The sequence below is a fragment of the Sphingobium sp. B1D7B genome (assembly GCF_025961965.1).
In the GTDB taxonomy this organism is placed as follows: Bacteria; Pseudomonadota; Alphaproteobacteria; order Sphingomonadales; family Sphingomonadaceae; genus Sphingobium.
In genome coordinates this window covers 382,501-399,877 of record NZ_JAOQOR010000001.1, presented here as the reverse complement: position 1 = coordinate 399,877, position 17,377 = coordinate 382,501, and the positions used below count along the sequence as shown (strand labels likewise).

Annotated in this window: 15 protein-coding genes and 1 tRNA gene; 10 read left to right on the top strand and 6 right to left on the bottom strand. The window is 65.5% G+C overall.

What is annotated here, in order from left to right:
• Positions 1 to 149 precede the first annotated feature (149 nt).
• The 9 genes from M2336_RS01810 to M2336_RS01770 all read left to right on the top strand — a co-directional run bounded on the left by M2336_RS01810 (position 150) and on the right by M2336_RS01770 (position 7,858).
• Entirely contained in the window at positions 150 to 2,261 is a 2,112-nt protein-coding gene (locus M2336_RS01810; RefSeq protein ID WP_264573750.1) for a sodium-translocating pyrophosphatase, read from the top strand.
• Between the two features lie 140 nt (positions 2,262 to 2,401).
• Positions 2,402 to 3,544 (top strand): 8-amino-7-oxononanoate synthase, encoded by a 1,143-nt coding sequence (locus tag M2336_RS01805; protein WP_264573749.1) that lies wholly within the window; start codon positions 2,402 to 2,404, stop codon positions 3,542 to 3,544.
• On the top strand, positions 3,541 to 4,188 hold the full coding sequence (gene bioD, locus M2336_RS01800; protein ID WP_264573748.1) for a dethiobiotin synthase: 648 nt from the start codon (positions 3,541 to 3,543) through the stop codon (positions 4,186 to 4,188). The genes M2336_RS01805 and bioD overlap by 4 nt, the downstream gene beginning before the upstream one ends.
• Positions 4,185 to 5,456: an adenosylmethionine--8-amino-7-oxononanoate transaminase gene (locus M2336_RS01795; RefSeq protein WP_264573747.1), complete on the top strand. Its 1,272-nt coding sequence runs from the start codon at positions 4,185 to 4,187 to the stop codon at positions 5,454 to 5,456. Before bioD ends, M2336_RS01795 begins: the two co-directional genes overlap by 4 nt.
• 79 nt (positions 5,457 to 5,535) lie before the next feature.
• Positions 5,536 to 5,787: a translation initiation factor IF-1 gene (gene infA / locus M2336_RS01790; protein WP_181558542.1), complete on the top strand. Its 252-nt coding sequence runs from the start codon at positions 5,536 to 5,538 to the stop codon at positions 5,785 to 5,787.
• A 50-nt stretch (positions 5,788 to 5,837) separates the two neighbouring features.
• Positions 5,838 to 6,410: a Maf family protein gene (locus tag M2336_RS01785; RefSeq protein ID WP_264573746.1), complete on the top strand. Its 573-nt coding sequence runs from the start codon at positions 5,838 to 5,840 to the stop codon at positions 6,408 to 6,410.
• Positions 6,397 to 7,434 (top strand): ribonuclease, encoded by a 1,038-nt coding sequence (locus M2336_RS01780; RefSeq protein WP_264574931.1) that lies wholly within the window; start codon positions 6,397 to 6,399, stop codon positions 7,432 to 7,434. Before M2336_RS01785 ends, M2336_RS01780 begins: the two co-directional genes overlap by 14 nt.
• On the top strand, positions 7,424 to 7,624 hold the full coding sequence (locus M2336_RS01775) for a DNA gyrase inhibitor YacG (protein ID WP_264573745.1): 201 nt from the start codon (positions 7,424 to 7,426) through the stop codon (positions 7,622 to 7,624). The genes M2336_RS01780 and M2336_RS01775 overlap by 11 nt, the downstream gene beginning before the upstream one ends.
• Positions 7,625 to 7,782: 158 nt before the next feature.
• Positions 7,783 to 7,858 (top strand) — tRNA-Phe (locus M2336_RS01770).
• A gap of 49 nt (positions 7,859 to 7,907) precedes the next feature.
• On the opposite strand, the gene M2336_RS01765 is transcribed toward M2336_RS01770, so the two are convergent.
• The 4 genes from M2336_RS01765 to M2336_RS01750 form a co-directional block, all read right to left on the bottom strand.
• Positions 7,908 to 8,876 carry a hypothetical protein gene (locus M2336_RS01765; RefSeq protein ID WP_264573744.1) on the bottom strand — a complete coding sequence of 323 codons (969 nt, stop codon included), beginning with the start codon at positions 8,874 to 8,876 and terminating at the stop codon, positions 7,908 to 7,910.
• 96 nt (positions 8,877 to 8,972) lie between these two features.
• Positions 8,973 to 10,163, bottom strand: a complete 1,191-nt coding sequence (locus M2336_RS01760; protein ID WP_264573743.1) for a PepSY-associated TM helix domain-containing protein — start codon at positions 10,161 to 10,163, stop codon at positions 8,973 to 8,975.
• A 6-nt stretch (positions 10,164 to 10,169) separates the two neighbouring features.
• On the bottom strand, positions 10,170 to 12,302 hold the full coding sequence (locus M2336_RS01755) for a TonB-dependent siderophore receptor (protein WP_264573742.1): 2,133 nt from the start codon (positions 12,300 to 12,302) through the stop codon (positions 10,170 to 10,172).
• A gap of 125 nt (positions 12,303 to 12,427) precedes the next feature.
• Entirely contained in the window at positions 12,428 to 13,804 is a 1,377-nt protein-coding gene (locus M2336_RS01750; protein WP_264573741.1) for a spinster family MFS transporter, read from the bottom strand.
• Positions 13,805 to 14,019: 215 nt separating this feature from the next.
• Between M2336_RS01750 and M2336_RS01745 the strand changes: the two genes are divergently transcribed.
• Positions 14,020 to 14,562 carry a MarR family winged helix-turn-helix transcriptional regulator gene (locus M2336_RS01745; protein ID WP_264573740.1) on the top strand — a complete coding sequence of 181 codons (543 nt, stop codon included), beginning with the start codon at positions 14,020 to 14,022 and terminating at the stop codon, positions 14,560 to 14,562.
• On the opposite strand, the gene M2336_RS01740 is transcribed toward M2336_RS01745, so the two are convergent.
• Both M2336_RS01740 and M2336_RS01735 read right to left on the bottom strand, forming a co-directional pair.
• Entirely contained in the window at positions 14,555 to 15,040 is a 486-nt protein-coding gene (locus M2336_RS01740) for a DUF3237 domain-containing protein (RefSeq protein WP_181558549.1), read from the bottom strand. The genes M2336_RS01745 and M2336_RS01740 overlap by 8 nt on opposite strands.
• A gap of 77 nt (positions 15,041 to 15,117) precedes the next feature.
• Positions 15,118 to 16,779, bottom strand: a complete 1,662-nt coding sequence (locus M2336_RS01735) for an FAD-dependent oxidoreductase (RefSeq protein ID WP_264592517.1) — start codon at positions 16,777 to 16,779, stop codon at positions 15,118 to 15,120.
• Positions 16,780 to 17,377 lie beyond the last annotated feature (598 nt).

The following is a 17,377-nucleotide window of genomic DNA, read 5'->3' as shown; positions in this document are numbered from 1 at the left end:
ATGCGAACGGGGGTAAGGTGAGTGAGGGTCGCCTCCCAATCGTCCCCTCCGTTTAACCGCTTGACGGCACGGGAGAGCGGTTTACCTTCCGCTCCAAAGCCGAACATGGGCGGTCAACGCCCGGGCACCGTCACAGGGGAGAACGCGATATGACCTCGGTCTTGATCGCCATTGGTTGCGGCCTGCTTGCCGTGATCTATGGTCTGGTGACCAGTCGCCAGGTGCTGAGCGCGCCGGCCGGTAGTGCCAGGATGCAGGAAATTGCGGGTGCCATTCAGGAAGGCGCCAAAGCCTATCTCGGGCGACAATATACCACCATCGCTATCGTCGGCGTCATCGTCGCCATCATTCTCTTCTTCACGCTCGGTCTGCTCTCCACCGTCTCATTCCTGATCGGTGCGGTGCTCTCGGGCGTCGCCGGCTATGTCGGCATGAACATTTCCGTGCGAGCCAATGTCCGCACCGCGCAGGCCGCGAGCGAATCCCTGCAGGGCGGGCTGACGCTGGCCTTCCGGTCCGGCGCGGTTACCGGCATGCTCGTGGCGGGCCTCGGCCTGCTCTCCATCGCCGGGACGTTCTGGTATCTGACCGGGCCGGGCGGCCTCGCGCCCAATGATCGCTCGATCATCGCAGCGCTGACGGCGCTGGCCTTCGGTGCCTCGCTCATCTCCATCTTCGCGCGGCTGGGCGGCGGCATCTTCACCAAGGCGGCCGATGTGGGCGCCGATCTCGTCGGCAAGGTCGAGGCCGGCATTCCCGAGGACGATCCGCGCAATCCGGCGGTCATTGCGGACAATGTCGGCGACAATGTCGGCGACTGCGCCGGCATGGCCGCCGATCTGTTCGAGACCTATGTGGTGACGCTCGGCCTCACCATGGTCTCCATCGCGCTGCTGGTCGATGCGCCGTCTGCGCAACTCATGGCGCTGATGTCACTGCCGCTGGTCGTCGGCGGCATCTGCATCATCACCTCGATCATCGGCACCTATTTCGTGCGGCTGGGCAAGTCGCAGAACATCATGGGCGCGCTCTACAAGGGCTTCTGGGTGACGGCGGGCCTCTCGGTGCTCGGCATCTATTATGTCACCAACCGCGTGCTGGGCGACATGGATATGGCGATCGGCGCGGGGCTGGATGGCACCGGTGGCTATACCGGCATGGCGCTGTTCTGGTGCATGTTGATCGGCCTGATCGTCACCGGCCTGCTGGTGTGGATCACGGAATATTACACCGGCACCAACTATCGCCCGGTCAAGTCCATCGCCAAGGCGAGCGTCACGGGCCATGGCACCAATGTGATCCAGGGTCTGGCGATCAGCCTGGAATCGACGGCGCTGCCGACGTTGGTCATCACCATCGCGGTGATCGCAACCTACCAGATCGCCGGGATCATCGGCGTGGCCTTCGCGGCTACCTCGCTGTTGGCACTGGCCGGCATGGTCGTCGCGCTCGATGCTTATGGTCCGGTGACCGACAATGCCGGCGGCATCGCGGAAATGGCGGGCTTGCCCGATGATGTGCGCCACCGCACCGATGCGCTCGATGCCGTGGGTAACACCACCAAGGCGGTGACCAAGGGCTATGCCATCGGTTCGGCGGCGCTGGCCGCACTGGTGCTGTTCGGGGCGTACACGGCGGATCTGGAAATCTACTTCCCGGACATCGCGGTCGATTTCTCCCTGAGCAATCCCTACGTCATCGTGGGTCTGCTGCTGGGGGCGTTGCTGCCCTATCTGTTCGGCGCATTCGGCATGACTGCCGTGGGTCGGGCAGCGGGCGCGGTGGTCGAGGATGTGCGTGAGCAGTTCCGCAGCGATTCGGGCATCATGGCGGGCACGTCCCGACCCAATTATGCCCGCACCGTAGACATCGTGACCAAGGCGGCGATCAAGGAAATGATCATTCCCTCGCTCCTGCCGGTGCTGACGCCCATCGCGGTCTATTTCATCATCACCGCCGTGGCGGGGCAGGCGCAGGGCTTCGCGGCGCTGGGCGCGCTGCTGCTTGGCGTGATCGTTTCTGGGCTGTTCGTCGCTATCTCGATGACGAGTGGCGGCGGCGCCTGGGACAATGCCAAGAAATATATCGAGGATGGCCATCATGGCGGCAAGGGCTCCGAGGCCCACAAGGCGGCTGTCACCGGCGACACGGTGGGCGATCCCTACAAGGATACGGCCGGCCCGGCGGTCAACCCGATGATCAAGATCACCAATATCGTGGCGCTGCTTCTGCTCGCCGCGCTGGCGCACGGGGCGATGTAAAGATCCCGGCGCACAATCCCGGAAACGGGAGAGGAGGAAAGCCCGTCCGGATCCTGTCCGGGCGGGCTTTTCACGTCTTGGCCGATGGGCCCTCTCCGCGATGCTGGCGAGCCGGAGGCGCCGACGCTATAGCGCCGGCCATGTCTTCTGCGCTTGCCTCCTTCCAGTCCCAGCTTGACGCGCTGGAGCGTCGCGCACGCCGGCGACGGCTCATGCCGCGCGCTGGCCATGATTTCGCGTCCAACGACTATCTCGGCCTTGCCGGCGATCCGGCGATTGCGGCTGCGGTGGCTGATGCGCTGGCGCGGGGTGTGCCGGTCGGCTCGGGCGGGTCGCGGCTGCTGCGCGGCAATGCGCCGGAGCATGAGGCACTGGAGGTGCAGGCCGCGCAGATATTCGGCAGCGAGGCGGCTTTGTTTTTGGCCAATGGCTTTGCCGCGAACATCGCCATTCTTGCCGGCCTGCCGGGTCCGGGCGATCTTGTCGTCGCGGATGCGCTCATTCACGCCAGCGCCCATGACGGGATGAAGCTCGGCAAGGCCCGCTCCGTGCTGGCGCAGCATAATGATGCCGACGCCTTTGCCGATGCCATTGCCGGTTGGCGGCGCGAGGGGGGCACGGGGCGGGTGTGGATCGTCGCCGAAACGCTCTATTCCATGGACGGTGACAGGGCGCCGGTCGATGACCTTGCCGCTGTCGCCGCGCGACATGATGCGATGCTGGTGCTGGACGAGGCACACGCGACCGCCGTTCACGGGCCGGGCGGGCGGGGCCTGGGCGCGCATCTTGAGTCGGCGGAGAATGTCATTGCGCTCCACACCTGCGGCAAGGGGCTGGGCGCGGAGGGGGCGCTGGTGACGGCCACGCGGCCGATCATCGATCTGCTGGTCAATCGCGGGCGCAGCTTCGTCTTCTCGACGGCGCCATCGCCGCTGATGGCGGTTGCGGTGCAGGCCGCGCTGGCGCGCAGTCTGGAGGGCGACGATCTGCGCGCCCGCCTGAGCGATCTGATCGATCATGCTGCGCAGCATTTATGCGCGCCGCTGGGGCTTCCCGCGCCTGCCAGCCAGGTCCTGCCGATCGTGCTGGGGGACGATGCGCGGACGATGCAGGTTGCGGCCTTGCTGCAGCAGGCCGGGTTCGATGTGCGCGGTATCCGCCCGCCCACGGTGCCGCGCGGCACCGCGCGCCTGCGCCTGTCGCTCACGCTGAATGTCGATGAGGAGATCATCGCAGAACTGGGGGAAGCCTTGCAGCAAGCGCTCCGACAGGTGCCGGCATGAGCGGCGCCCTCATTGTGTCGGGCACCGATACCGGCATCGGCAAGACGGTGGTTGCGGCCGGCCTCGCTGCTGCTCTCGGCGCCTCCTACTGGAAGCCGATCCAGGCCGGCACGGCCGATGGCACGGACAGTGCGGATGCCGTGGCGCTCGGCGTCGCGCCGGATCGATGCCTGCCGGAGGCGTATCGATTGGCGCTCCCGGCCTCGCCGCATCTGGCCGCCGAGCGGGAAGGGCTTGTGCTGGACCCGTCCCGTCTCGCCCTCCCGTCCGCGCGTCCGCTGATCGTCGAGGGCGCCGGCGGCTTGATGGTGCCCGTCCGCCGCGATCCGCCGATGTTGATGATCGACCTGTTCGCGGGCTGGGGCGCGCCGGTGTTGCTCGTCGCGCGGACGGGGCTGGGCACGATCAACCATAGCCTGCTGAGCATCGAAGCTCTGAAGGGGCGGTCCATCCCCATTGCCGGGCTGATCTTCGTCGGGGAGGCACATCCCGACAATGAGACGATCGTGCCGGCGCTCACCGGTGTGCGCAGCTTCGGCCGCCTGCCGATGCTGGACCCGCTCGATGCCGCGCATCTGCGGCAGGCCATGCACGCGCATATTGATCTGGCCGGGGTGCGCACGGCGATGGGCATGGCATCATGACCTCCCCTGTTTGGCATCCGTTCACGCAGCACGGGCTCGGCGAGCCCATCCCGCAGATCGTCTCCGCCTCCGGGGCTTGGCTGACCTGCAATGACGGCCATCGACTGCTCGACGGCATCTCAAGCTGGTGGGTCATCACCCACGGCCATTGCGAACCGCGCATCGCGGCGGCCATCGCGGCGCAGGCGGGCACGCTCGATCAGATGATCTTCGCGGGCTACACCCACCCGCAGGCGGAGGCGCTGGCCCGGTCGCTGGTGGCGCTGACCCCGCCCGGCCTGGATCATGTATTCTTCTCGGACAGTGGGTCGACGGCTGTCGAGGTGGCGCTCAAAATGGCGCTCGGCCATTGGCACAATCGCGGCGAGGCGCGGCACCGCCTGTTGGTGCTCGAGCATAGCTATCATGGCGATACCATTGGCACGATGTCGGTGGGCGAGCGCGGCGTGTTCAATCGCGCTTATGCACCGCTGCTGTTCGACGCGGAGACGGTGCCCTTTCCCGCGCAAGGGCAGGTACAGGCCAGCCTCGATGCACTGGAGCGGCTGTGCCGGACGGGCGGGAAGCCTGCGGCGTTCATTGTCGAGCCGCTGGTGCTCGGGGCCGGCGGGATGCTGTTCTATCCGCCCGAAACACTCCGCGCCTTTGCCGAAATTTGTGCGCAGCATGATGTGCTCTTCATCGTGGATGAAGTGATGACCGGCTGGGGCCGCACCGGCACGCTCTTCGCATGCGAACAGGCCGGCGTGGCGCCGGATATCCTCTGCCTGGCCAAGGGGCTGACCGGAGGCGCAGTCCCCTTAGCGGCGACGTTGGCCAGCGCAGCAATTTTCGAGTCGCACCGCAGCATGGACCGCGCGACGATGTTCTTTCACTCATCGAGTTTCACGGCCAACCCGGTCTGCTGCGCGGCGGCCAATGCCAATCTGGCGATCTGGCGAGACGAGGATGTGCCGGGGCGCATCGCCGCGCTGGGCTTGGCCCTTGATGAAGGGCTGGCAACGCTCGCCGGCCGTGGCCGCCTGCACAACCCCCGGCGGATCGGTGCCATTGCGGCCATCGACATGGTGGTGCCCGATGGCGGCTATCTGTCGGACGTCGCCCCCCGCTTGCGGGCGCATGCGCTGGCGCAGGGGCTCTTGCTACGGCCGCTCGGCAACACCATTTATCTCATGCCGCCTTATCGTACGACGCCGGCCGAGATTGCGCAGGCTTTCTCCGTCATTGCGGACGCGGTGGATACCCGCCCGAACTGGCACACGCGCTGAAATTCACCGGACGGCTCAATCGCTTCCCAATCCGCGCTTTTGCGGCTATGGGGCGCCATTCGCGAAAAACTGGAAGATTATGGCCAAAGAAGAACTCCTCGAGATGCGCGGGCAGGTGGTTGAGCTGCTGCCCAACGCCATGTTCCGCGTCCGTCTGGAAAATGATCACGAAATCCTCGGTCACACCGCAGGCAAGATGCGCAAGAACCGCATCCGCGTGCTCGTCGGTGACGAAGTGCTGGTCGAGCTGACGCCCTATGACCTGACCAAGGGCCGGATCACCTATCGCTACATGCCCGGCCGCGGCGGCCCTGGCCCCGGCCAGCCCTGATCGGCAGCGCGGTGGCGTCTCCGCCCCGCGGTAGCCGGACAGGCGACTCCATGCGCCTCATTCTCGCATCCGCCTCGCCGCGCCGACTGGACCTTCTCGCCCAGATCGGCGTGACGCCCGATGGCGTGGACCCTGCCGACATCGACGAAACGCCGGGCAAGACCGAGCTGCCGGCGCCCTATGCCGCGCGCATGGCCGCGCAGAAGGGCGCGGCGGTGGCGGCGCGTCATCCCGGCGCGCTGGTGCTGAGCGGCGATACGGTGGTCGCCTGCGGGCGGCGCATTCTCCCCAAGGCGGAGGATGAGGCGACCGCCCGTATTTGCCTGACGCTGCTTTCCGGCCGGCGCCATCGCGTGCTGAGTGCGGTCACGCTGATCGATGCTGAGGGCAAGGCGCGCCACAAGCTCTCGACCAGCACCGTCACCTTCAAGCGCCTGCACCCGCAGGAGATCGATGCCTATCTCGCCAGTGGCGAGTGGGACGGCAAGGCGGGTGGCTATGCCATTCAGGGACGCGCGGCGGGACTGATTCGCGCCCTCTCCGGCAGCCCGTCCGGCGTGATCGGCCTGCCGCTCTACGAAACGCGCACGCTCCTCCTTTCAGCAGGCTATTCTTGTGACTGATACACCCACGACGCTCCACTGGCTGTATGAAGAGGGCATTGGCGAGGCGCGCGCCGCGCTGGTGAGGGGCGGGCGGATCGTCGAGGCTCAGATCGAGCGGGAAGACAAGCGCGCCCGCGCAGGCGGCATTCATTCAGGGCGGCTGGTGCGCACGCTCATCGCCCGCAAGCGCGGCATCGCGCGGCTGGATAGCGGCGAGATGGTCCTGATCGAGCCGATCCCGCCCAAGGTGGCGGAAGGCGCGCCGGTGCGCGTCGAGATCCTGCGCGAGGCTATCGCCGAGCCGGGGCTGGACGAGGCGCGCGAGAAGCTGGCCAAGGGGCGCATCGCGCAGCCCGGCGTACAGGCCGGTCCCGGGCCGAGCCTGCTCCAGCGCCTGCAGGCGAGCGGCGTGCCGATCGTGCCATGCCCGGCGCATGAGGCCGACCGCATGGAAGCGGCCGGCTGGAGCGAGTTGCTGGCCGAGGCGATGAGCGGTGAGGTCGGCGCCGAGGATGCCGCGTTGCGCATCTTCCCGACGCCGGCGATGACGCTCATCGATGTGGACGGCGCCGCGCCGCCTGCCCAGCTCGGCCCCAAAGGCGCCAAGCTCGCGGCACAGGCCATTGCGCGCATGGGCATATCCGGCTCCATCGGCATCGATCTGCCGACGATGAATAACAAGGACGAGCGCCTGATCGCGGCGGCGCAGATCGACAAATATCTGCCCCAGCCCTTCGAGCGCACGGCGGTCAACGGCTTTGGCTTCGTGCAGATCATCCGCAAGCGCGAGCGGCCCTCGCTCATGGAACTGCTGCGCGCCGACCCGGTGCGCGCGGCGAGCATGGCGGCGCTACGCGCGGCCGAGCGGCAAGAGACGGCCGGCGGAGGAGGCGGGCCGGTCGTGCTGACGGTGCCGGCTGCGGTGGCCAAGGATATCCGCACTCATCCGGACTGGATCAAGCTGCTGGAGCGCCGGCGCGGCGGGTCGCTGGACCTGCGCATCGACGACGCCCTGGCGCTGGGGGCGCATCATGCCCATTAAGAATGTCTGCCCCTTGTGCCGCCAGCCGAGCGTGCAGGAATTTCGCCCCTTCTGCTCGCGCGGCTGCCGCGACCGTGATCTGATCGGCTGGATGGACGAGGGTTATCGCGTCCCCGTCCGTACCGATGATGACGAGGATGGCGAAGGCGGCAGTGCCGGGCCCGCCAATGAAGACGGTTCACGGGGCTGACCGGGGCGCAAGGCCGGCCAAATGCGGGTAGAATGCGCATCTTCCTCTCCCGTCACTTTCTTGAACGGAAAAGGTCGAAACGGGGCTGGACATGCCCCCGCGACCATGCTTATAGCGCACGCTCTTTCGCCGGGTCTTGCACCAAAGGCGATCCCCGTGCCCGGGTAGCTCAGTTGGTAGAGCATGCGACTGAAAATCGCAGTGTCGGCGGTTCGACTCCGTCCCCGGGCACCACTTTCCTCAGCATTTGAAAGTCTGGTGACCGTCGCAAGCGGGTGCTGCGCTATTGCAGGTTCTTCTGCCGCACGACCCAGCGCGGGTTGCGGCACAGGCCGCAATCGGTGCCGACGAACATGGCGCGCGCGTGGGGATCGCCCTTGAGGCGCCAGTCCAGCCAGGCGACGGCCACCTTGCCGAACTCGCCGCCATTCTTCTCCCAATAGGTGCCCTCATGCGGGGTCTGCTTGCGATAGGCGCGCAGGGCCGGGATGTTCGGCAGATGGGCGAAGTCGTCATTCGCGTTGGGGAAGGCGACATCCATCTCATCGCCGCTGATATAGGCGACCGCACCATGCAGCTTGGCCAGATCGGCCTTGACCAGCGCCTTGCCGCCGGCGGTGGCATTGAGGCCGGACTCGTCAGGGAACAGGCCCATATTCCACACGACGGTGGTGGTCACGCGCCTGTCGGCACCCGCCTCGATCGCCTGCACGCCGCCGCAGGACATGCCCATCACCGCAATGTTCGCCGTGTCGATGCGGCCCTGATAGGGGCTACCGGCACGGCTGTTCTCGGCGATGGCCCAGTCGATGGCGGCGATCAGCTGCCGGGCCGATGTCGGGGCGGGCGGTGCCGTTGCCGGATCGGGCGGGCCTTGGTTGGGGGCAGGCTCGGGTCGCCAGCGCTGATCCTCCAGCGCGCCGATCTTGCCGTTCGACACGACGAGATAGCCGTGGGAGGCGATCTCGCTGAGGAACCAGCGGAACCACGTGCCCTTGTCCAGACAGCCGCCAACGCCCCACACCACAATAGGGAGCTTCTGGTTCGGCAGCGTGCCCCCCCGCAGGGGATCATAGATCGTGTGATCGGGCAGGCGGGCATCGGTGGACGGGGTCACCGGAAATGGGCCAGAGCCGAGCGGCGTCTCGTTCGACACTGCCTTTGGCAGACCACTGGTCGCGCAGGCGCTGAGGCCAGCGACGCCCGCCAAAGCCATCATGCCGGAGAGGATGATTTTCCGAACAGCCTTCACTCGCAACGCCCTTGTTCTCACGATCTTCATAGGGCGCACAGTGCCGCGCGGGGCGGTCATTGGCTACATAAAATTGTTAGGCAATGCAGGTCGTCTTCAGCTTGCGCCGCCGATTGCGCCCGGCGTCAGCACCAGCGCCAGCAGGATGAGCGCGGTGGCGATATAGGCCCAGACGCCCATGCCTGCCCAGGCCGCGCGCAGGGCGCCGCCCTCCATGCCGTCGGCCTTCTGCAGCCGGCGGGCGTAGATGATTGTCCCGGTGACCGAGAGGCCGGTCATCAGCACGCCGAACAGGAACCAGACGATCTTGGTCGGCAGGCCGCCGAGGTCGCCGAAGTGGAGCGGGTCAGCCATTTCCGAGATACGCTGATGGGCGTTGAGGTCGCGCCCATCGAGCAGGGCGGTCACGCGGCCGGTGGAGGGATCGACGGCGACACCATTGGCGCGGTCCCGCACTAGCCAGGCCTGATCCTGCCCGAGGAAGATGACGCCATTGTCCGGCGTGAAGCGGATTTCCCTGATCGAGAGCGTCGGCTTGGCCGCATGGGCGACTGCGACCAGCCGATCCAGCGCGGCGCCGGTCGGCGGCGGCGCAGTGGCGGCGGCGACCTCGGGCAGCTCCGGCACCGGCGCCCGACCGCCGAGCGTTTCGACCAGATACCAGAGCCCGGTCACCGTGATGAGCGCGACGAACCACAGGCACCACAGGCCGGCAAGGCGGTGCAGGTCGCCATGGAAGCGTCGTGAGTCCCCGCGTCTTGGCGCGCGGAAGAAGCCGCGCCACCATTTCTTGTACGTCACGATACCCGTGACGAGCGATGCCAGTAGCAGCAGCGAGAGCGCGCTGACGATGGGAATGCCGATCTTGGTCGGCAGCATGAGGTGGCGATGCACCTGCCGTAGGAAGCGGTGGACATTGGCCCAGCCATGGGTGCCGGTCACCTGCGCTTCCCAGGGATCGACATAGACGCGGCGGGGCGAACCCTTGCCCATGTCCACCCACACCTCCGCGGCGAACCAGGGATCGAGTGGGGCGTGGACCATCTGCAGCCGCCCCTCCGGCTCCGCGCGGGCGGCCGCCTGCGCAATCGCACCCCAGCTTGCTACGGGCCCATCCTGCTGGGTGACGCGCATGGCTGGAGTCACCAGCCAGTCGATCTCATGCGCGAACACCGCCAGCGTGCCGGTCGCGAGAATGAAGGTCAGGAAAATCGATAGCTTTAACCCCGCCCAGCTATGGACACGCCACCAGATCGAACGGGGTTTGGGCTTCCGGGCGCTTGTCATGAACGCTTAGAACTTGAACCGCAGCTCGGCGAGGAAGGTGCGCGGCTCGCCGGGGAAGTGCCCGCTCTGCGCGCTGAAGCCCGAGGCGGCGTAGACCGTGTCGAAGATGTTATCCACCCGCAGCAGCACCTCGGCAAAGCCCAGCCCCTTGGTGATCGAGGCGTCGAAGATCGTGTAGGGCTTCACCGTCTGCCCGGATAGGCTGATGCGGCGCGAGACATGCTCGCCGCCGAAGGCGAAAGCGGTGTCGATGACGGGCAGCTGATAGCGCGTCCAGAAGCCGACCTTGTGGCGCGGGGCATTGGCGAACCGGTCACCGACGGCATTGGTAATGGCTTGGCCGGGGGCCGTGTCGGTGATGCGGGCGTCGTTATAGCCATAGTTGACGAGCAACACCCAGTTGGGCGTGATGTCCGTGGCGAGGTCGATCTCGAACCCCTTGCTGGTCACTTCGCCGATGGGCGCCAACTGATCGACACCGTTGACCGGCGCACGGGTGGTATCGACCTGCAGGATGTTCCGCCGCACGATCCGGTACACAGCGGCATTCGCCTGAATGCGCCCGTCGAGCAGCTCGGTCTTGATACCGCCTTCGATTTGATTGCCAGTCACCGGCGCGAAGGGGCCGCCCGCATTGGCGTCCTGACTGGCGGCGCTCTGCGGCTCGAAGCTCTGCGACCAGCTTACGTAGGTCGAAACGTCCGGTCGGGGTTTGAAGATCAGACCGGTGCGGAAGCTGATATCATTATCAGTGTAGGATGATCGACTGCTGACGGTGCCGCCAGTGCTGGTCGTCACCTTGTCCTGGAACCAGTCGTAGCGCATCCCGCCGACCAGCAGCAGCGCATCGGTGAGGCTGATCTGGTCCTGCAGATAGACGCCGCGCCGCTTCGAGCGTGTGTCGGTGGTGGTGAAGGGCAGCAGGGCGGCGCGGGCGGCATCCCCCTTGCCTGCACCGTAGATCGGGTTGGAGAGGCTGAGCGAGCTGACCCCGGCCCGCAGGATGCGGGAGTCGAGAAGGTTCGTCTCGTCATACCAGTCCGCACCCGCCTGGAACTTATGTTCCATGCCGAACAGATCGACACGCGCTGTGGCGTTGGCCATGAAGGACAGGCCATCGACCGGGCGGATCTGGTCGCGGAACTCACGGCGGACAAGATCGGAATTGTTGGGGTCCAGCCCACGCGGCTCATGATATTGCTGGACCTCGCGCGCGGTGAAGTAACGCACGCCGGCATCGAAGGTCACCCGCTCGCCGATCGCGGTTTGATAGCGCGCCTGATAGGCTTCGCTTGTCAGGTGCAGGAAGTCGGTCGGCTCATTGGCGTTCCAGCGAATGTCGGTGAGGAAATTGCCGGCATCATCGACGAGCACGCCGCGCAGGCGATTGGCGCGCAGCTCATTGTCATAGATGGTCGCCTGCAGCGTTAGCTTGCCGCCTTCATTGGTCTTGATGGCGATGCCAGCGTCGGCGATGCGCGACTTGTTCTGAGTGTTGAGCCGGTAAGGGTCCATGGACTCATAGAAGCCACCCACGCGATAGGTGACGATGCCCTCGGCATCGATCGGCCCTGTCGCCTCGGCGGAGATACCGACGCGGTCGTAATTGCCGCCGGTCACCACCATGCTGAGCGCGCGCTTGTCGGATGGTGTCTTGGAGACATAGTTGATGATGCCGCCGGGCGAACCGGGGCCGAAGAACAGGCCGGACGGCCCCTTGAGCACTTCCACCCGCTCGATGTTGAACAATTGCGGCACGGAAAAGCCGATGAACGGGTTGCCGCGCTGCCCATCGTAGAAGGACTGGTCCTGCCGGAAACCGCGGAAGGTGACACCGGCGTAGCTGAAGGCGCTCACGCCGGAGATGTTGCGATAGATGTCGGTCGCATCGCGCGCGCCCTGATCGGCAAACAGCTCGGACTTGATGACCTGAACGGCCTGCGGGATGTTCATGGGGTCTTCGGCGGCCTTGCCGACCGTCGTCTCATCCGCGCGGTAGAGGCGCTGAACGCGGCCCGTCACGATGATCGTGTCGTCGCTATCCGCGCCAGCTTCCGCCGGGGCGCCTTCCATCTGGGCCATAGCGGGGGCAGCGGACAGCGCGACGGACGCCAGCAGAACGGATCGGAGAAAAGACAAGACAGCCCCCTGAATGAATCGATAATGCGAGTAAGTCGCAACTATGTCGATTGTTCGGGCGATGCAATCCCTTGCCGCAAGAAAAGGACGATTGCGCTCGGTTCAGGGTTTAGGGCTACGTCCGATCAGGCCGATAGGCTGGCGTCCCGCTTGAGCGCGCAGGCCGCGCGCCAATAATGGAAGGCAGCCAGCGCATAGAGCGCGATGCTGGCCAGCAGGGCGTGGCGCACACCCCAGGCCGAGGCTGTCGCGCAGGCGCCGGTCAGGCGGGGGGCCGTGCAGACGCTCTTGAAGCCGGGCATTGCCAGACCGGCGAAGATGTCGCTCGCCAAGCCGATGATCGGCGGGCCGAGGCCAACGCCGACCAGCGTGGCGATGAAGAAGTAGATGAAGGCCGCCGTCGTCCGCGCATTGGGCGCGACGAGGTTCTGCAGGGCGACCAACGTCGGCACCGAATAGAAGAACAGGAAGACGCCGGCCACGGTCAGGCAGACGAGCGCCGGCAGCGGACTGCCCAGCGAATAGCCGATCAGATAGAGCGGCACGCTGGTGGCGATGCCACAAAAGGGCAGCAGCGCATACCAATGCTGTCCGCGCCGGGCGATGAAGTCGATCCCGACGCCGCCCAGCACCATGCCGGCCGTGGCCGCCGTGGACGAGATGATCGCCACATAGACGCCGGCCTGCGTGATCGAGAGATCATGGACGCGCATGAAGAACGGCGCCGTGAAAGCACCGCCGGCGTAGAGCGCCATGCTAGAAAGGGCGAGGCCGATGAGCAGATTGCGGAACACCGCCTTGCGCGCCATCATGCTCATGACCTCTCCCATCGGCGGGGGCGGCGTCGCGGCTTTGCTGGTCGGCCGGGCGCCGTTGCTCAGGCCATCGCTTAAACCTCTGGGCGGATCGCGCAGCAACAGGCGGAAGAGGAGGGCGACGATGAGGCCGGGACCACATACCGCGATCATCGCGGTCCGCCAGCCATGGTCCTTGGCGATCCACACCGCCGCCAGCGCACCGATGAACGAGCCGAGCGGGGAGCCGAGCCGCATCATGGTGATCGCGAAGCCGCGCTGATGCGGCGGGAAATGATCGCCGATGAGCGAGGTGCTAGGTGCCTGCACGCCCGCCTCGCCGATGCCGACGCCGATCCGGCACAGGAAGAGCTGCCAGAAATTTGCCGACAGCCCGCACAGCGCGCTCATCAGCGAGAACAGCCCCACCGAGACGGAAATGATCGTGATCCGGTCGCGTCGTTCCGCAAGGCGCGCGATCGGCAAGCCCAGCGTGGAATAGAGGATGGCAAAGCCGAGCCCGCCCAGCAGCCCGAGCTGGAAATCGGTGAGCCCAAGATCCTCCTTGATCGGTTGCCCAAGCGTCTGCACGATCACCCGGTCGATATAGGCGAAGGCGGCGACCAGCATGATCAGCGCCAGCAGCATGGCGCGATAGCCGGGGCCATAATGTCGCTGCGATGGGGTGGTCGAGGCGTCGTTGGTCATGGGGCCTGCGCAATAGGGGGTGGGACGAAAGGCGCTTGCCGGCGCGCAGACGGTATAGACCGGCCAGTCGGCGACGCAAGACTGTTGATGACTCAATGAATTGCTTTTGCCGCGCAATTGTTGCAGTGGAAGAGTTTGGCGACGTGGCTTGGGGGCGCGTCGCCGCAGCTTGACCGCTGGGGCGTGGGCCGGGCAAGGGGGCAGCGATTTGAAAGATGAGCGATGAGAAAGTGCAGTCGAAGGTGAGCGGTCGTAAAGCAGGCGCGGCGGACGAGGTCCAGCTCCCCGGCTGGAACCTTGATGAGCTCAACTATCCGACGTTCCGGATGACGCTGATCGCCAAGATCATGGATCGCCTGACCATTCGCAATCTCGCCGAGATTGAGGACATCACCTATGCGGAATGGCGGGTGATGGCGCGGCTCGCCACGATGCACCAGGGGGGAACGGTGCGGCAGGTGGCCGAGATGGCCTGGGTCGACCGGGCTGAAGTCAGCCGCGCCGTCAGCACCCTTGAAGAGAAGGGCTATACGCTGCGCATGGAGAACCCCCATGACCGGCGGGCGCCCATTCTCAAGATGACTGCCGTGGGGCTGGAGCGATACCGCGCGGCGCTGGCCGAACGGAAAGCCTTCCACGAACTGCTGACCGCGAAACTCTCCGACAAGGAGTGTGAGACGCTCAACCAGCTGCTCGCCAAGATCGGCGAGCAGCTGGTCGTGCTTTCGCAACCGGTGTCGACCGACGCGGTTAAATGATCGCGTAATAGCGGAACAGCGAATGGTCCGGCGCGTCGTCCGGCGTCAGTTTCGGGCGACGCTGCCCAACGCCGACGATCACGGTGCGGTTGAGCCAGCCATGCGGCCCGTCCGGCGCGCGGAAATAGGGCGTGCAGCGGAAATAGGACGATGTCTTGGTGCCATCCGGTAGATCCAGCGGACCGTGCACATAGCCAAGGTTGCGGATATAGATCAGCGCGCCGTCATCCGCCTCGATCATATAATGGGCATTGAGCTCCACCACCTTGTCGGTGCGGACCACCGGCCAGTCTGCGCCGCTATAATCGACCAGCTTGCCATTGAGGCGCGGCCCCTCGACGGTGCTGCCTTCGCCTACGGACGTGTAGCCGTGATTGGGGCCGCCCGCATGGATGGCGCCAGTCGCCCAGCGCTTGTCGAAATTGATGCGGATGTCGAAGACATGATCGTAGCGAAGGGCGAGGGGATCGTCAGTCATGGATGTCCTTGCGGCTTGTGTTGATAGATCAACTTATAGAGCAGGCGGGCGACAGTGCGACCCCTTAAGGTCGCGCTTCACGCTGCCACTCGTGCGCCGCGCAGCAGATCCACGAGCGAGGCTGCATCGTCGATAGCATCGCCGCGCCAAGCGACATGGCCGTCCGGCCGGGCCAGCAGCAGGCGGTGCTGGTAAACCTCCGGCACGTTATCGAGCGCGCGATCCACGGTGAGGACCGTGAGCGGCATCCCGCAAGCACGCGCCGCCGCAGCCAGCGGCTCGACGTCCGGCGCGGCCTCACCCTCGTCCTCAATGCAGATCAGCGTGTAGCCCGGCCCGCAAAGGTCGTAGAGTGAGCGCCCATCCGCGAGGAAGAAATGCGGCACGCGGCACCCCGGCGCGGTCGAGGGCGTGAAGTCGTGCATGGTGTAGGTCGGCGCGGCCTCGCCATCATAGGCAATGATCGGCGAAGCATCATAGAAATAGCCGTAGTTCAGGCCGGCGCAGGCGTATTGCTGCACATTGAGCGTATAGGCAGCCGCGCCCACGGCTTGGCGCGCCGCCTCGCCTCCGGGCGTGTCGTCCTCGATCTCCGGCGGCATGGTGTTGCGCTCCTTGATGGCGCCGCTGGCATGACCCATCGCAAAGCGGGAAACCTGTTCCGTGATGGGTTTGCGCTCTGCGACATAGGCGTCGAGGATTCCCTCGGGCGCCCAGCCCTGCAAGGTGGCGGCGAGCATCCAGGAGAGGTCCATGGCATCGGCAATGCCGGCGTTCATGCCATAGCCGGCATAAGGCACCCACAAATGCGCGGCATCGCCGGCGATGAAGACACGGCCTTGGCGGAAGCGGTTGGCGACCAGTCGCCGGCCGATCCAGTCCTCGTTGGAGAGTTGCGTGAAAGGGAAGTCCGGCCCGACGCCCAGGATGTGCCGAATGCACCGATCCCGGTCGACCTCCTCGAACGTCTCCTCATCGGGCCGCAGATAATTGTGGACGAGCCACCGCCGCTCGCCATCAATGGCGAGCACGGTCCCGGCGCGATCGGGATTGTAATTATAGTTCATCCACGCCGGACCACTGCCGAGGGCATCGAGAAGATCGGGCGCGTCGATCAGGGTGGATTGCACGCGCTGGACGACGGCATCGCCCTCTAGCTTTCCGCCGATCTGCTTGCGCACGGCGGAACTGCCGCCGTCGCAGCCGACCATGTAGCGGCAGCGGATTTCTCGGGACGCACCGCTCGGGAGGTCGGTCAGCAGCGCGCGCACGCTTCCCCCCTCGTCCTGCACGCTGTCGAACCGGGTCTCGTTGAGCAGCGTGATGTTCGGGTGCTGCGCAGCATGGGCAAAGAAGATCGGTTCGAAGAAGATCTGATTGACCCGATGCGGCGGTTCGGGGGTGGGCCACCAGCCATCCGGGCCGCTCCTGTGCTGATAGCGGTTGCGCCGCGACGGGATGGGGATGCGCGCGAGTTCGGTGCCGGTCATCCGCGTGCGGAACACGATGTCATTGGGGTAATCGTGCGGCAGGCCGACCGCGCGCACCTCCCGCGACAGGCCGAGGCGGCGCAGCGTTTCCATCGTGCGCGAGGACACATGGTTGCACTTCACGCTGGGCGGCTGACCGGCTGGGCGCATTTCGGCGACGACAACGTGGATCCCGCGAGATGCCAGGTCCAGCGCGAGCAGCAGCCCAACGGGCCCAGCGCCGATAATCAGAACTTCGGTGTCAGTCATCCGCCCCTCGTTGAGTAATCAACGAAACCGATAGCAGATGCGGAAGCGGGATCAATTTCTTTTTGTTCGTCTCGTCAGAGCGTTGAAGCGGGTTAGCCCCAAAGGGCAAGCGGAGACGGGAACCCGACGCCCGCAGGGCCATTCAGGGGCCATCGAGCTTGGGGAAAGATCAGTCCGGCGACAGCGATTCAAGGGATTCGCCTCTCCAGCATCGTCATCTTCCTGACAGCGGCAAGGGGACTCGGTTCCAGTTCCGTAGGCGGACGCGGCTTTGTCCGGCGGATGACGACCGAGAAGAGCTTGGCGTTAATTGCCCTCTCGCATAAGCAGGGCGTCCGAAAAAATCGCCGCAGACGTAGGGGAATCTTGGACGGAAGGGAGATTGATGATTGAAGGAGGAAACGTTTAAAATAGTCAACAATAATGGTTATTATGCAATATTTAACCTATAATTAATTCTATTTAATTTTACTGGAAATTCCTGATTTGTTAGGAGTCTCGTGTATCCGATCTGCTTCTGAAATACGGCGCTCGACATGCGGGACAGGCAGGGTTCATTTGAGCCGTGTCAGGCTCCAAATCTGTCGTCCGTTAAGGT

Excerpts from the sequence above, each read along its gene's own strand:
- M2336_RS01795 (WP_264573747.1), top strand. The coding sequence starts at position 4,185 with ATGACCTCCCCTGTTTGGCATCCGTTCACGCAGCACGGGCTCGGCGAG.
- bioD (WP_264573748.1), top strand. The coding sequence starts at position 3,541 with ATGAGCGGCGCCCTCATTGTGTCGGGCACCGATACCGGCATCGGCAAG.
- M2336_RS01750 (WP_264573741.1), bottom strand. The coding sequence starts at position 13,804 with ATGACCAACGACGCCTCGACCACCCCATCGCAGCGACATTATGGCCCC.
- infA (WP_181558542.1), top strand. The coding sequence starts at position 5,536 with ATGGCCAAAGAAGAACTCCTCGAGATGCGCGGGCAGGTGGTTGAGCTG.
- M2336_RS01760 (WP_264573743.1), bottom strand. The coding sequence starts at position 10,163 with ATGACAAGCGCCCGGAAGCCCAAACCCCGTTCGATCTGGTGGCGTGTC.
- M2336_RS01785 (WP_264573746.1), top strand. The coding sequence starts at position 5,838 with ATGCGCCTCATTCTCGCATCCGCCTCGCCGCGCCGACTGGACCTTCTC.
- M2336_RS01745 (WP_264573740.1), top strand. The coding sequence starts at position 14,020 with ATGAGCGATGAGAAAGTGCAGTCGAAGGTGAGCGGTCGTAAAGCAGGC.
- M2336_RS01735 (WP_264592517.1), bottom strand. The coding sequence starts at position 16,779 with ATGACTGACACCGAAGTTCTGATTATCGGCGCTGGGCCCGTTGGGCTG.
- M2336_RS01810 (WP_264573750.1), top strand. The coding sequence starts at position 150 with ATGACCTCGGTCTTGATCGCCATTGGTTGCGGCCTGCTTGCCGTGATC.
- M2336_RS01775 (WP_264573745.1), top strand. The coding sequence starts at position 7,424 with ATGCCCATTAAGAATGTCTGCCCCTTGTGCCGCCAGCCGAGCGTGCAG.
- M2336_RS01740 (WP_181558549.1), bottom strand. The coding sequence starts at position 15,040 with ATGACTGACGATCCCCTCGCCCTTCGCTACGATCATGTCTTCGACATC.
- M2336_RS01805 (WP_264573749.1), top strand. The coding sequence starts at position 2,402 with ATGTCTTCTGCGCTTGCCTCCTTCCAGTCCCAGCTTGACGCGCTGGAG.